Here is a 14,599-nt window from a genome sequence, read left to right on the forward strand (position 1 = left end):
CCCACGCAGGACACTCTGCTGATCGAATCTGAGAGCAGCCTCTCGCGATCATTGGTATTCCATGAGCACAGCCTTGGATTCATGTGAGGAGGTCCCGGCGCGCGAACGCCGCTCCGCCGACGGCCAGGAGCAGGGCGGCGAGCAACGCGTACGCGACCGGCGCCGCGACCTCGGGCGAGACCTCCGGGTGGCCGTAGCCGAAGGGCGTGAGCAGGAACGCCGTCCTGCCGATCGTGCGTGCCTCCCACAACGCCACGCACCCGGCGGAGATCAGGACTGAAGCCCAGGCGGCCGGGACGGCGAGGCGCGGGCGCAGACCGTACACGGCGATGGCGACACCCGCGAACGTCCAGGTGGCGGGCGCGAAGAGCAGAGCCGTGCCGGTCTGTGCGAGGATCGCCTCCGCGCGGCCGGTCGCGAGCCCGTAGCCCAGCCCCGTGCCCAGGCCGATCGCCGGCAGCAGGACGGCCGGCGCGGCCAGGCCGAACGCCACGTGGCCGGACAGCCAGCGGATCCGGCCGGTGGGCGAGGCCAGCAGCGGCGCGGCGCGGCCGCGGCTCTCCTCCGCGTACGGCCGCAGCGCGCTCATCACGGTCGGGCATGCCACGACCAGGCAGAAGACGTACGTGAAGATCGTCAGCAGGGCGTCGCCCATGGTCTCGTGGCCGAGCCTGCCGAGCAGCTCTCTGGCCGCGTCGAGGCTCCCGAACCGGGCGTCGAAGGAGGCGGACACCCAGCCGACCGCGACCGACATCGTCGTCAAGGTGAGGGCCCAGGTCACCACCTGGCCGCCGTGGAGCCGCCAGGCCAGCCCGCCCACGCTGCCGAGCCGCCGCCCCGCCCGTACGGGCCCGGTGCTCCCGCCGCGGTCGGGCAGCAGGCCCGCCCCGAGGTCGCGCCGGGCCGAGACGGCGTACGCGGCGAGGACGAGGGCGGCCGTCACCGCCAGCGGGACGAGCGGCAGCCACCATTGCGCGCCCGCGTACGGGCGCAGGACCCGCAGCCAGCCGGCCGGGAAGATCCACATCTTGTCGTCCGGCACGGCGATGCCCGGGAGGACCCCGGCGACCAGGAGCGCCACGGCGCCGCTGCGGGCGAGCGCGGCGCTCTGGGCGAGCTGCGCCGCCACCAGGCCGCCGGCGGCGAACATCGTCCCGCACGCCGCCACCGTCAGCCCGAACAGCAGGGATCCGCCCAAGGCGTAACCTGCGCCGAGGGCCAGAGCGGCGGCCACCAGGACGGCGACGGCCAGGTTGACGGCGGCGGCCACGATCACGACCGCGGTGACGAGGGTGTGTCTGCCGACCGCGCCGCCGGCCATGAGCTCGCGGCGGCCGGCGTCCTCGTCGGCCCGCGTGTGCCTGATCGCGAACAGCAGGGCGGCCAGGCCCACGACGATCAGGCTCTGCACCCCCGACCGCCAGACGACGATCCCTTCGATGGAGGTGTCGGGAAGGGGGCCGAGCAGGGCGGCGGTGAGGGGGTTGGCGGCGGTCGCCTCGGCGAACAGCGCGCGGGTGTCATGGGTGGGGAGCAGTGCGGTCAGAGAGTAGGCGTTGAACAGCGGCAACGCGACGGCGACGGCGGTCCAGGCGGCGATCAGCAGCCGGTCGCGCCGCACGATGAACCGGACAAGCGTGCCCGTCCCGGCCAGCGCGTCCGGATTCACGGCGCGGATGCCGGACGCGGCCGCAGGCCGGGGCGTCGGGCGGCCGCTCATGGCGTGCCCGCAGTGCCGGACGACACCGGGGCGTCGTTCCCGGGCTGCCGGTAGTGCCGCAGGAACAGCTCCTCCAGCGTGGCCGGCTGGGCCGTGAGGTCCTGCAGCCCGTACGCGCCGAGCCGGTGGAGCACCTCCCCGACGTGCCCGGTCTCGGCCCGGCAGCTCACGCTGGTGCCGCGGACCTCCAGGTCGTGCAGGCCGGCGACGGCCGCGAGCCCCTCCGGCGGGCGCTCCAGACGGGCGGTGATCGACGTCCAGGTGAGGTGACGCAGCTCGGCCAGGGTGCCCGTCTCGACGACGCGCCCCGCCCGGACGATGCTCACCCGGTCGCAGAGGGCCTCGACCTCGGCCAGGATGTGGCTGGACAGCAGGATCGTCGTGCCCTGGGCGCGGCGTTCGGCCAGGCAGTCGCGGAACTCCGCCTCCATGAGCGGATCGAGCCCCGAGGACGGCTCGTCCAGCAGGAGCAGCTCGGCCTCCGAGGCGAGCGCGGCGATCAGTACGACCTTCTGCCTGTTGCCCTTGGAGTAGACGCGGGCCTTTTTGCCAGGGTCCAGCTGGAACCTGTCGATCAGCTCGTCGCGGCGGCGGGTGTCGAACGCCCCGTGCAGCCGCCCGAGCAGGTCGATGGTCTCGCCGCCGGTCAGGTCGTCCCACAAGGTGACGTCGCCGGGCACGTATGCCAGCCGCCGGTGCAGGCGCACGGCGTCGCGCCACGGGTCGCCGTCCAGCAGCCGCGCCTCTCCGGCGTCGGCCCGGAGCAGCCCGAGCAGGACACGCAGGGTCGTGGTCTTCCCCGCGCCGTTGGGACCGAGGTAGCCGTGAATCTCCCCGGCGGCCACCCGCAGGTCGAGCCCGTCCAGCGCACGCGTCCGGCCGAACGTCTTGACCAGGCCGGTCGCCGAGATCACAGATTCCATGACCCGGACGCTACGACGAACTTGCAGTCCTGTAAATATGCATCGAGTGCAACTAAAGTCTATGAACATGTCGTTGCGCGAGCGGAAGAAACAGCGGACCAGGCAGGCACTCATCGACGCCGCCGGCCGGCTGTTCGACGAGCAGGGATACGAGGCCACGACCGTGGAGCAGATCGCCGCGGCGGCGGACGTGTCGACGCGCACGTTCTTCACCTACTTCCGCCACAAGGCGGACGTCCTCTACGCCAACAGCTTCGAGCGCATCGACGTGGGCGTGCGGGTGATCGGCTCACGGCAGCCCGGCGAGCGGCCGGTCCAGCTCCTGGCCCGCGCCTTCGACGAGATGCTCGCGGAGAGCTGGGAGATGGGGCTCACCGCCGGGCTGGTGGGTGAGGCGTTCAAGCTGCCGATCCATTCGCACAGGGCGTCCGTCGACCGCTCCGACACCCGCCTGGAGCGACTGGCCGCCGCGCTCGTCAGCGCGTGCGACATCGACAGGTTGACCGCCTATTCGATGGTCGCGGCGGCGATCGGCGCGGTCAGCGGCGCCGCCGCGGTCGCGATGGGGGAGGGCCGGACCGATGAGGAGGTGCTGGCCGAGACCGCCCGCGCCTGCAGGCGGGCGCTGGCGGGCTTCGACTCCTAGAGACGGCCCGGGAGCCGGCGCCGGCTAGAGGCCGATGTTGGCCTGCGGCCCCGCGTACGTCCTGAGCAGGGACGGGACGTCGGCGGCCGGGTCGAGCGCGTACGAGTAGAACGACGACGGGTTGAACGCCGAGCCGTTGGTCGTCTGCTTGCCCCTGCAGTTGACCAGGATGCTGCCGGTCTGGCGAAGCTGGGCGGCGGGGTCGTGGTAGTAGGGGTCCTTCACGTTGTCGTAAGAGGAATTCTCGATCACCATGCGCGTCGCGCCGCGCGAGTAGTTGCCGTAGCCGCTGACGTTCTGCAGGTAGTTGTTGTACAGGTGCGCGTAGGCGACGTTGTCCGTGCTGGGGTTGCGCGAGTTCGTGTTGCGGATCCAGTTGTGGTGGATGGTCATGCGCGAGGTGACGTTGTCGGTCCAGCCGATGCCGAAGGACTTGTTGTTCTCGGCGAGCACGTTCCATGACACGGTCAGGTGCGTGGTGTCCTTGCGGCTGTCGATCAGGCCGTCGTTCATGCGCGCGATGTGGTTGTGGTCGATCCAGACATGATCGGCGGTGTCGAGCTGGATGCCGTCGTAGTCGTAGGCGTCGTCGCCGGGGTCGTCGTCGGCCATGCGGGTGTCGCGGATCGTGAGGTTGCGGATGATCACGTTCTTCACCCCCGCGCCGACGAAGAAGCCGCCGTTGACGATCTGGCCCGCGGTGCCCACGCCGACGATGGTCTTGTTGGACTGGACGCGGATCTCGGTGCCGTACGGGGTGATCGGGATCGCCCGGCTTACCTTGATCACGTACGGGGTGCTCGCCGTCGCGTAGCGGACCAGGTCGGCCTGGTTCGTGACGGTCACGGTCGGCCCGGCCGCGCCTCCGGTGGTGCCGTTGACGCCGTTGGCGTTCACCCCCGCGAACCCGTCGGCCACGTTGGGCCAGGTCCGCAGGGCCGAGCTCTGCGCCGGCGGGGCCGTGGCCGCCACTGCGGCGATCGCGAGCGCCGCGGCGCCCGCTGCTGTGCGCATGGACATCTGCGCTCTCCTTCCTCTCGGCCCCCGAGGAAGCGCCACGCGCACTATGTATGTCAAGAAAACAAACAAAAGGAAGTCGGAAAACCGCAGGTTGCCTCTGAAAGTTTCACGCCGGCGCGGTGCTCGACCGCGTCACCAGTGTCGTGGGCAGCTCGATGCGCGTCGCGGGCGCGCCGGTGAGCAGCGCGGTGAGGGCGGCGGAGCCCAGCTCGGGCCAGGGTTGGCGGACGGTCGTCAACGCCGGCGTGACGTGCTCGGCGGCCCACGAGTCGTCGTAGCCGACCACGCTCACGTCGCCGGGCACCCTGTGCCCGCGCTCGCCGAGCGCCTGGTAGACCCCGACGGCCATCGAGTCCGAGCAGGCGAAGACCGCGGTCGGCGGCTCGGGGAGCGCGGCCAGCAGCTCCCGCGTGGCCCGCATGGCGCCCTCGGTCTGGAAGTAGCCGCACGCCTCCCAGCGCGGGTCCACCGGCAGCCCGGCCGCGGCCATCGCCTCGCGGTAGCCGGCCAGCCGCTCGGCCGCGCACGGCACGCCGGGCCGTCCGGTGACGATGGCGATGCGCTCGTGCCCGAGTCCGATGAGGTGTTCGGTGGCGGCCCTGGCGCCGGCCCGGTTGGCCGAGACGACGACCGGCACCTCGCGCGGCGGCTTGCGCCGGGGGTCCACGATCACGGCCGGGATGCCGTGGTCGGCCAGCCACGCGCGCTGCGTGGCGGTCGGCGACGTGCGCACCAGCAGGACGCCCGCGCTGTCCCTGGCGCCGATCCGGTCCAGCCAGGCGGACGGCGGCTGGCCGTTCTTGGTCCGGTCGACCACGGCCGAGACCACCAGGTCCACGCCCAGCCGCCAGGCGGCGTCCTCCACCCCGCCGAGGATCGCCAGCGCGTACACCGAGTCCAGGCCCTGCAGCATGACGTCGACCAGGCTGCCGCGCGCCGGCTTGACCCGCTGCCGGGGATAGCCGCGCCGCTCCAGCACCTCGGCCACCAGGCGGCGGGTGTGCGCGGAGACGTCGGATCTGCCGTTGAGCGCTTTGGAAACGGTTGCGACGGACACGCCGGCCTCGCGGGCGATCACCGACAGCTTGGGCAGCGGCTGGGGCTGGTCATCGGCCGTCATGCCCCCACTTTCCTCCGGTCGACCGGAGAAAGGCCAGGCCATCGGCTACGAAAATTTCGAGATTTCGGCATTTGCCCTGATGAGGGCACTCGGCTGGTTCACGTGCCATTGACGTTGCGTTCGGGCTGACGCAACGTTTCCTGCAACCGATTGCACCTTTCCAGGGCCACCGAAGGAGTCGTGCACGTTGGCCGTCGTCCCGGCGCGTCCGCCCAGCTCGAAACCACGCCGCACAGGAACGTGGACACCCTACGTGCTCATCGCCCCGTCGTTGATCGCGATGCTCGGGTTCCTCGTCTACCCGATGGGCAGCGTGATCTACTACAGCCTCCAGCACTACAACGTGACCAAACCCTGGGACAACGGCTTCGCCGGGCTGGAGAACTTCCGCACGCTGCTGTTCGAGGACCCGATCTTCTGGCAGAGCCTCGGCTTCAGCGTCAAGTGGGTGGTCGTCGAGGTCGCGCTGCAGTTCGTGCTGGGGCTCGCGCTGGCGCTGATCGTCAATGAGACCTTCGTCGGCCGGGCGCTGTCGCGGGCGCTGGTCTTCTCCCCGTGGGCGGTCTCCGGCGTGCTGACCACCGCGATCTGGGTCCTGCTCTACAACCCGTTCACCGGGATGTCGCGTTATCTGGCAGACCTGGGGCTGATGGAGTACGGGGCGGCGCCGCTGGCCAATCCTGACACCGTTTTCTGGGCGGCGGTGCTGGCCGAGCTGTGGCGCGGGGTGCCGTTCTTCGCGATCCTGCTCCTGGCCGACCTGCAGTCGGTCTCGAAGGACCTGTACGAGGCCGCCGCCGTGGACGGCGCGGGCCGGATGCGCAGATTCGTGCACATCACGCTGCCGCACCTGAGGGACGCGATCATCCTGTCCACGCTGCTGCGCTCGGTGTGGGAGTTCAACAACGTCGACCTGCTCTACACGCTGACCGGCGGCGGCCCCGCCCATCAGACCACCACGCTCCCGCTGTACGTGGCCGCGCTGGCCGCCCAGTCCCACGACTTCGGCTACGCCACCGCGCTGACCACGGTGGCCTTCCTGATCCTGACCTTCTTCTCCATCGCCTACCTGCGGCTGAGCAAGTTCGGAGCGAAGTCATGACCATGGTGACCGAGCGCCCGGAGACCGCCACGCCGCGGCAGGCCGCACCCGCGCGGCGCGGCAACCGGGTGCCGCGATGGCAGATCTACGTCCCGCTGGCGTTGTACCTGCTGTTCACGCTGGTGCCGTTCTACTGGATGCTGGTCTTCGCGTTCCGGCCGGCGGGGTCGACGTCGATCGTGCCGTGGCCGATCACGTTCGAACACTTCGACACGGTCTGGAATGGGATGGGGTTCGCCGTCTTCTTCCAGAACAGCCTGCTCGTGGGCCTCGCCTCGCTGATCGCCACCACCGTCGTGGCCCTGGCCGGCGGCTACGCCCTGGCCCGCTACGGCTTCCGCGGCAAGGGCGCGTTCATGGTCGGGATGTTGTGCACGCAGTTCATCCCCGGCGCACTGATGATCATCCCGCTGTTTGAGATCTTCCGCACGCTGTCGCTGACCAACTCGCTGTGGAGCCTGGTCATCGCCGAGACGGTCTTCCAGCTGCCGCTCTCCCTGATACTCATCAGCGGCTTCATCAGGAACATCCCGTACGAGCTCGAGCAGGCGGCCTGGGTCGACGGCTGCTCGAGGATGCGCGGCTTCCTGGCCGTCGTGCTCCCGCTGCTGCGCCCGGCGCTGGTGGCGGTCGGCTCCTTCGCCTTCATCCACAGCTGGAACAACTTCCTTTTCGCCCTCATGTTCATCAACGACCAGGAGAAGTTCACCGTGCCCGTGGGCCTGGCCTACAACCTCGGCGAGAACAGCGTCGACTTCGGTGCCCTCGCCGCCGGCGGAGTCGTCGCCGCCCTGCCCGTCGTCATCGTCTTCGCCTTCATCCAGCGCTACCTCGTCCAGGGGCTGTCCGCCGGGGCGGTGAAGGGATGACCAGTGAAAAGGTGACCGCCACCTACCGCAACCCCGTGCTCAACGCCGACTGGTCCGACCCCGACGTGATCCGCGTGGGCGAGGACTTCTACCTGACCGTCTCCACCTTCACCAAGGTGCCGGGTCTGCCGATCCTGCACTCGCGCGACCTGGTCAACTGGACGATCATCGGGCACGCCCTGACCCGCGGCTACGACGACGTACGGCCCGGCTGCGGGGTGTGGGCGCCGTCGCTGCGCCACCACGAGGACCGGTTCTGGATCTTCTACGGCGACCCGGACGTGGGCATCTGCCAGGTCAACGCCGCCGACCCGCGCGGCCCGTGGACCGAGCCGCACGTGGTCAAGGAAGGGCTCGGGCTGATCGACCCGTGCCCGCTGTGGGACGACGACGGGCAGGCGTACCTGGTGCACGGCTGGGCCAAGAGCCGCGCCGGCGTGAACAACCGGCTCACGCTGCACCGCATGTCGCCCGACGCCGGCAAGGTGCTCGACGAGGGCACACTGATCATCGACGCCGACCTGCTGCCGGGCTACCGCACGCTGGAGGGGCCCAAGCTGTACAAACGTGACGGCGTCTACTGGATCTTCGCGCCGGCCGGCGGCGTGGAGAACGGCTGGCAGTCGGTGTTCCGCGCGGAGTCGATCTTCGGCCCGTACGAGGACCGCATCGTCCTGGAGCAGGGCCGCACCGACGTCAACGGCCCGCACCAGGGCGGCTGGGTGGACACCCCGTCCGGTGAGCACTGGTTCATGCACTTCCAGGACCGCGGCCCCTACGGCCGGGTCGTCCACCTGCAGCCCATGACATGGAACGGCGGCTGGCCGGTCATGGGCGCGGACGGCGAGCCGGTGGCCGAAGCCCCTGTCCCCGTCCCCGGTGGAAGGCCGAGCACGCCCGCGACCTCCGACGACTTCTCCGGACCCGGGCTCGGGCTGCAGTGGAGCTGGCAGGCCAACCCCGACCCGTCGTGGTGGGAGCTGCGCGACGGCCGCCTCCGCCTGATCTGCGTGCCGGGGCCGGACGACCTCCGGGAGCGGCCCTCCGTGCTCGGCCAGCGGCTGCCCGGCGACCCCTGCACGGTCACCACGGCCCTCACTCTGGAGGGCGAGGGCCGGGCGGGACTGGTGGTCCTCGGCGCCACCTACGCCTATGTCGGGCTGGCGAGCACGCCGGACGGTCCCGTCCTGGTGTGCGGCGACGCCGAGCCCGTGCCCGTCAGCGACATGCCCGTCACCGTAGGGGCGCGGATCGGCGAGGGGGCGCTGGTGACGTTCCTGACCGACACCGGGACGGGCCTGCGCGAGGTCGGCGCGCCCTTCCAGGCCACCCAGGGCCGGTGGGTCGGCGCGGTGCTCGGCCTGTTCGCCGCGGGCGACGGGACCGGCCAGGCCATCTTCGACGCGTTCACCGTAAACGGAGGTTCCTCATGACACGACGTGTGCCGACGGCCGCGGCTCTCCTTGCCGCGGCCGTCCTGGCCGGATGCGGCTCCGGCGACGCGGGCTCCGGCGGCGAGACCGAGATCACCTTCTGGGACACCAACGCCGGGCCGGCCCGCACGCCGATCTGGCAGCACGCGATCAAGGAGTTCGAGAAGGCCAACCCGACCATCAAGGTCAACTACGTCGGCATCCCGATCGCACAGGCGCCCCAGAAGATCGACACGGCCATCGCCGGTGGCGGCACACCGGACGTGGCCGACATATCCACCTCCGGGCTGGCCAACCTCGTCGCCCAGAAGGCCCTCGAACCCGTGGACCAGCGCATCGCCGCCAACCCGGCGCTGAACGGCAAGTTCAACCCGGCCCTCCTGACGACCGTCAAGAACGTGGTGCCGGACGGGAAGACGTACATCTACCCGCTCTCCACCAACGCGGGAGCCTTCTGGTACCGCAAGGACTGGTTCAAGGAGGCCGGGCTGGAGCCGCCGAAGACCTGGTCGGAGTTCTTCACCGCGGTGGACAAGCTCACCGCGCCGAAGGAGAACCGGTTCGGCTTCACCATCCGCGGCGGCTCCGGCTCCATCGCGCAGATGCTGGAGGTCGTCTACGGCCAGTCCGGCATCACGGAGTTCTTCGACGCCTCCGGCAAGGCCACGATCAACGACCCGCGGAACGTGACCGCGCTGGAGAAGTACGCCGGGCTCTACAAGAAGAACACGCCCGAGGGTGACCTGCAGAACGACTACGTCAAGATGGTCGCCCAGTTCGACACCGCCGGCAGCATCGCCGTCATGCAGCACAATCTGGGCTCGTACCAGGACCACATGAAGGAGCTCGGGCCCGACAAGGTGGCCTCGTTCTCCGTGCCGAAGTCGGACACCGGGGTCCAGGCGGTGCTGTCCAACCCGGTCGGCGGCGTCGGCGTCTTCTCGGCGAGCGAGAACAAGGAGGCCGCGTTCAAACTGGCGGAGTTCTTCGCCGCGAAGGAGATGGGCGGCTACATCGCCGAGAAGACCGGCGTCATCCCGGCCAACACCGAGGTCCAGGGCGCCCAGGCCCCGCACATCACCGAGGCCCAGCGGGTGCTGAACGACCCGGCCACCAAGGTCGTGCAGATGCCCTACCACCTGCCGGAGTTCAACGAGATCACCAAGACCTGGGCCGAGCCGCTGTTCCAGAAGGTGCTGCTGGGCGAGCTCAGCGCCAAGGACTTCCTCGACCAGTTCTCGGCCAAGCTGACCGAGGCGCAGGCCGGCTACAAGGAACGGCACGGCTGACGGTGGCCGCGGAGTACGTCGTAGATCGTTACCTGGGGAGATGGCGACCTTTTACTGACCTATGGCACTAGAGGGCTTTACGATCGTCCTGTGTCTTTTGATCCGCACACGCCAAACCTCGCCCGAATGTACGACTACATACTCGGTGGCAAGGACAACCTCGCGGTCGACCGCGAAGCGGTCGATCAAATGGTCGCGTTCATGCCCGAGATCGTGTCACTGTCGAAGGCCAACCACTCCTTCGTGCAGCGTGCGGCGCGGTTCCTGGCCGCGGCGGGGTTAAGGCAGTTCCTGGTCCTGGGCACCGGCCTGCCGACCCAGGGCAACGTGCACGAGGTCGTCCGCGAGGCGTCGCCTGACGCCAAGGTCGTCTACGCAGACCCCGACCCGGTCGTGGCCACGCACGCCAGGGCGCTGTTGGAGGAGGCGGGCCGGGTCGCGTTCGCCGAGGTCGACCTCCTGCGCCCGGCCGAGTTGCTGGCCATGCCGGAGGTCAGGCAGCTGATCGACCTGACCGAGCCCGTCGGCGTGATGGTGGGATCCGTCCTGCACTTCGTCGACGACGACGACAACCCGCAGGCCGTGATCAAGATTCTGCGTGACGCGGTGGCGCCGGGCAGCTACCTGGTGCTCGCCCACGGGGTGCACTCGCTGGGCAACGAGGAGGCGGAGGAGAACGTCAGGGACGTCTTCCGCGGCTCCTCCACCGGCGGCGCCAAGGGCCGCACCCGGGAGGAGATCCGGGCGATGTTCGGTGAGTTCGAGCTGGTCGAGCCGGGCCTCGTGCCGGTGTCGGAATGGCGGCCCGACGAGGAGCCGCTCATCGGGGAGACGCCGCCGCCCGGCTATCTGCTGGTGGGTGTGGGTAGGAAACCGTCCGCATAGGACCTTTACCGGCCTATCTCCAACCCCCTAAGTAATGATGCAAACACGCACAGTTACTATGTGTCAGGTTCGTGCATGTACGCATCGCAAGACTCCAGGGGGGCTGGAAATGGCCGACGAGACCAGGACCGATACGACTGACACCGCCGAAATCAGTACAGAGGCCGAGGAACCGCTGCTCCTCGCGGATGACGACCCGGTGGCCGCCGCGGCGGTGGACATGGCCGTCGAGACCGAACTGCTGGAGGAGGACGACCTCGCCGACCGCGCGGCCGCCGAGGCCGAGTGGCTGGCGGCCAAGCGGGAGAGCGAGCGCCAGATCGCCGAACTGGACATCAAGGACCAGGACCGCGTCCGCCGGCTCCAGACCGAGCTGCGCGCCCTGGGCGCCGAGGTGTGGCCGGTCTCCTGGTGGTGGGGCTTCGAGCTCCAGCTCAACGAGACCGCCGCGGTGCGCTCCGCCGAGATCGCCACGCTGCTCGGAGAGACCGCGGGCGCGGTGCTCGGCGGGTGGCTGGCGCCGATCGTCGAGTGGTCAGCGAAGAACAAGTCCTCCTGGATCGCCTCGGTCGCCCGCCCGTACGGCGCCAGGCTGGTCTCGCCGTGGACGGCCCCCGCCACGCTCGTCCCGGTCCGCGGGGTCGGAGAGCCGGACACCGACGCCAGGCTGTGGTGGGCGGTGTACGAACCAGGCGAGGGCTGGAGCGAGGACCAGCGCTTCCTCGACCACTTCACCGCGTCGGGACCGGCCGTCGCCGAATACCGTGACCGTCTGTATCTCGCGCACCGCGGCGGCGACGGCGACTCCGCCCTGTGGTGGGCGGTCTACGACGGGGAACAGGGCTGGAGCGAGGACCAGAGGTTCCCCAAGCACTTCAGCGCGAGCGCCCCGGCGCTGGCGGCCTACGACGGCCAGCTCTACTGCGTGCACCGGGGCGGCAACGACGACAGCCTGTGGTGGACCCGGTGGGACGGCTCCAAGTGGAGCCCGGACGCCAAGCTGCCCAAGCACTTCAGCGCGGGCGCCCCGGCGCTGGCGGCCTACGACGGGAAGCTCTACTGCGTGCACCGGGGCAGTGCCGACGACAGCCTGTGGTGGACGGTCTGGGACGGCGCCAAGTGGGGCCCCGACCGGCGCTTCCCCGCTCACTCCAGCCGGTCGAACCCGGCGCTGGCGGTGTTCAGGGGCCACCTCTACTGCGTGCACCGCGGCTCCGGCGACGACACGTCCCTGTGGTGGACACGCTGGGACGGCAACGCCTGGAGTCCCGACCAGCGGCTGCCCGGACACTTCGCCGCCGAGGGCCCGGCGCTGACCGTGTACAAGGACCGGCTCCACTGCGTGCACCGCGGCGCGTCGGACCAGAGCCTGTGGTGGGCCTCCTTCGACGGCTCCAGCTGGGGCCCCGACGAGCGGCTGCCCGCCCACCACAGCGCCGAGGCCCCGGCCGTCATCGCCTACCGCGACAAGAACGCCACCCGCGACCAGCTCCTGGTCGTGCACCGCGGCACCCGCTGAGGGAAGGGCACCGGCCCGGCCCGAGCGGGCCGGCGACCTTCGCTCGTCCGTCCGAGCCGTGCCGACGCGTCTCGCTCACCAGCCCCGAGCGGGACCGGCGCGCTCGGCTCACCAGCCGGCCAGTTGCTCCACGAACCACTCCACGAGCGCCTTGGAGACGGCGCCGTGCGGGTGGTTGCCGGTGTCGCAGCAGAACGCGTCCAGGAACGTCTCGTCCTTGGGCAGCTCGCGCAGGTCGGCGTACAGGTCGGCATGCCACTCACGCGGGTCCCTGGCCAGCGCGATCGCGCTGACCGACGGGACGAAGCAGGTGCCGCGGAAGCGGTCCTGGATCGGCAGCCCCATCGCGTCGGCGGCCCGGCCGAACGCGTCCAGGGTGCCGCCGGGCGCGCCGTCGAACGCGGCCACGTACGAGGTCGCGCTCGTCCACACCGGCGCGCCGAAGCCGATCGCGCCGACGTTGCGCAGCTCGCCCATGTCCGGCTGGATCCTGGCGACCAGCCGCAGCGGCCCCTCGCCCAGGTCGAGCACCGGCGTGCCGGGCTTCAGATCCGGCCCCAGGCCGTCGCCGGTCCCGTTGGCCAGGCCCAGTTTGTACGGCCGCATCGGGAACCAGCCCACCCTGCGCAGGTCGTCGAGGAAGTCCTTGCGCAGCGGGCTGGACGCGGTCACCTGACCCGAGTAGCTCTCGCTCTCGACCCACCCCCACAGCACCTGCTGCGCCGCCGGGCTGCGGATCAGCTCGGCCTGCCCCGCCCCGTCGTGTCGCGGCTGCAGCGCCTCGTGGAGGTAGGCCAGCTGCTGGAGCACCAGCGGGATCCAGGCGCCGAGGTGCGGGGTGTCGTACGAGAAGTACTTGTCGGTCTGGTGGTCCATGCGCTCGCTCTCCATGCGGGCCAGCGCGTACCTGGTGATCAGGCCCCCCAGGCTGACCCCGCCCACGATCAGCGGGCTGTCGCCCCGCCGCTCGGCCAGCACCCGCTGCACACACGTGACCGCCACGCCCGCGTTGGCCTGGATGTACGTCTGCCGCTGGTCGAACCCCAGCAGGACGACGTCGATGCCCAACGCGCGAAGCTGGTCGAGGAGTCCGGGGACGCCCTTCTCGTACGGGGCGTTGAAGTGCCGCCACATCGAGTTCAGGTCGCTGGGCCCGTAGTTGAAGCCGTCGGCGAAGATCAGGGGCCGGGTCAGCGCGGAGTGCCCTTCCGCCAGGTAGACGCCAGCCCGGCCGGTGGCGACGTGTCCCAGGTGCGGCTTGTCGGCCACCAGCTCCCACACGAAGTCGGGTCTGGCCGCCTCGCCCGTGCGAACGGGCGGGGCGGCGAACCAGACCCCCGGGTCGCCGAGCGCGCTCGCGATCCGCTGGACCTGCTCAGGGGTCAGGCTGCTCTCGACGGTCCTGGCGTTGATCTCGACGTCGATCCTCGGTTCCTGTGCCATGGTCGGATCCCCTCCCTACTCGATCACTCACAGTAATCGAGCAGGTGGGAGGGGTGGCGACGGCGCGCGCGACGCTCCCAGCAGGTGGACGGCATGCCGCCGAGCGTGGACTTCTCCGCGCTGTCCACGGTCAGGCCCACGCCTCGGCGAGCGGGACCAGGTGTCATCTGACGCTCTTCGTCTGTGCCGCTGACAGATGTGACGGAACGGTCCTGGTCATGTTGATGATCGTCAGCGGTGTGTTATCCGGCAGACGTTTTGCCTGACGCCGGTGTGGCCGCCGTTCTCCGGTAGCGGGCAGGGCTGATGCCGTACCTGGTCCTGAAGGCTCGGGAGAAATGTGACGGGTCCTTGAACCCGACGCTTTGGGCGATCGCGGAGATGGTCGGTGCCTGGGGTTGGGGCTGAGCAGCAGGGCCCGCGCCCGGTCGAGTCGTCGGCCGTAGAGCCAGGCGCGCGGTGTGGTGTCCGCCTCGCGGAAGAGCAGGTGGAGATGGCGTAGGGAGAAGCCGAGGTCGTAGCTGCCAGGCGATGCTCAGGGCAGCAGCGGATAACCGGTGGGTGCGGTGCATGGGAGGGCCGTTCTGCCGCCGTCCTCGGACTGGCGCAGGTGCCGGTCAGGAGGTCGCC

13 protein-coding genes are annotated in these 14,599 nt (G+C 70.3%); 7 read left to right on the forward strand and 6 right to left on the reverse strand.

The genetic code is table 11. The features are described from left to right. Positions 1-79: 79 nt before the first annotated feature. Positions 80-1,720, reverse strand: a complete 1,641-nt coding sequence (locus tag ID574_RS14860; RefSeq protein WP_188189366.1) for an ABC transporter permease — start codon at positions 1,718-1,720, stop codon at positions 80-82. Further along, positions 1,717-2,643, reverse strand: a complete 927-nt coding sequence (locus tag ID574_RS14865) for an ABC transporter ATP-binding protein (protein ID WP_188189367.1) — start codon at positions 2,641-2,643, stop codon at positions 1,717-1,719. The genes ID574_RS14860 and ID574_RS14865 overlap by 4 nt, the downstream gene beginning before the upstream one ends. A gap of 67 nt (positions 2,644-2,710) precedes the next feature. Between ID574_RS14865 and ID574_RS14870 the strand changes: the two genes are divergently transcribed. Next, positions 2,711-3,289, forward strand: a complete 579-nt coding sequence (locus ID574_RS14870; protein ID WP_188189368.1) for a TetR/AcrR family transcriptional regulator — start codon at positions 2,711-2,713, stop codon at positions 3,287-3,289. 24 nt (positions 3,290-3,313) lie between these two features. Here the strand turns inward: ID574_RS14870 and ID574_RS14875 are convergent, their stop codons facing one another. Then, positions 3,314-4,309, reverse strand: coding sequence for a pectate lyase family protein (locus tag ID574_RS14875; protein ID WP_188189369.1), 996 nt, complete (start codon positions 4,307-4,309; stop codon positions 3,314-3,316). Between the two features lie 106 nt (positions 4,310-4,415). Next, positions 4,416-5,429, reverse strand: coding sequence for a LacI family DNA-binding transcriptional regulator (locus ID574_RS14880; protein ID WP_188189370.1), 1,014 nt, complete (start codon positions 5,427-5,429; stop codon positions 4,416-4,418). A 253-nt stretch (positions 5,430-5,682) separates the two neighbouring features. On the opposite strand from ID574_RS14880, the gene ID574_RS14885 reads away from it, so the two are divergent. From ID574_RS14885 to ID574_RS14910, 6 genes are all read left to right on the forward strand, one after another. Continuing rightward, positions 5,683-6,531: a carbohydrate ABC transporter permease gene (locus tag ID574_RS14885; RefSeq protein ID WP_223166682.1), complete on the forward strand. Its 849-nt coding sequence runs from the start codon at positions 5,683-5,685 to the stop codon at positions 6,529-6,531. Further along, positions 6,528-7,400, forward strand: coding sequence for a carbohydrate ABC transporter permease (locus ID574_RS14890; RefSeq protein WP_188189371.1), 873 nt, complete (start codon positions 6,528-6,530; stop codon positions 7,398-7,400). The genes ID574_RS14885 and ID574_RS14890 overlap by 4 nt, the downstream gene beginning before the upstream one ends. Then, positions 7,397-8,833, forward strand: coding sequence for a glycoside hydrolase family 43 protein (locus ID574_RS14895; RefSeq protein WP_188189372.1), 1,437 nt, complete (start codon positions 7,397-7,399; stop codon positions 8,831-8,833). Before ID574_RS14890 ends, ID574_RS14895 begins: the two co-directional genes overlap by 4 nt. Further along, positions 8,830-10,122 carry an ABC transporter substrate-binding protein gene (locus ID574_RS14900; RefSeq protein WP_188189373.1) on the forward strand — a complete coding sequence of 431 codons (1,293 nt, stop codon included), beginning with the start codon at positions 8,830-8,832 and terminating at the stop codon, positions 10,120-10,122. Before ID574_RS14895 ends, ID574_RS14900 begins: the two co-directional genes overlap by 4 nt. A 90-nt stretch (positions 10,123-10,212) precedes the next feature. After that, entirely contained in the window at positions 10,213-11,007 is a 795-nt protein-coding gene (locus ID574_RS14905; RefSeq protein ID WP_223166683.1) for an SAM-dependent methyltransferase, read from the forward strand. Positions 11,008-11,116: 109 nt separating this feature from the next. Continuing rightward, positions 11,117-12,526, forward strand: a complete 1,410-nt coding sequence (locus ID574_RS14910) for a PLL family lectin (protein WP_188189375.1) — start codon at positions 11,117-11,119, stop codon at positions 12,524-12,526. Between the two features lie 108 nt (positions 12,527-12,634). Here the strand turns inward: ID574_RS14910 and ID574_RS14915 are convergent, their stop codons facing one another. Next, positions 12,635-13,969 (reverse strand): esterase/lipase family protein, encoded by a 1,335-nt coding sequence (locus tag ID574_RS14915; protein ID WP_188189376.1) that lies wholly within the window; start codon positions 13,967-13,969, stop codon positions 12,635-12,637. A 242-nt stretch (positions 13,970-14,211) separates the two neighbouring features. Then, positions 14,212-14,541 (reverse strand): helix-turn-helix domain-containing protein, encoded by a 330-nt coding sequence (locus tag ID574_RS62745; protein WP_188189377.1) that lies wholly within the window; start codon positions 14,539-14,541, stop codon positions 14,212-14,214. Positions 14,542-14,599: the final 58 nt, after the last annotated feature.

Origin of the sequence: Nonomuraea sp. SYSU D8015 (genome assembly GCF_008065375.1) — a bacterium.
Taxonomy (GTDB): Bacteria; Actinomycetota; Actinomycetes; order Streptosporangiales; family Streptosporangiaceae; genus Nonomuraea.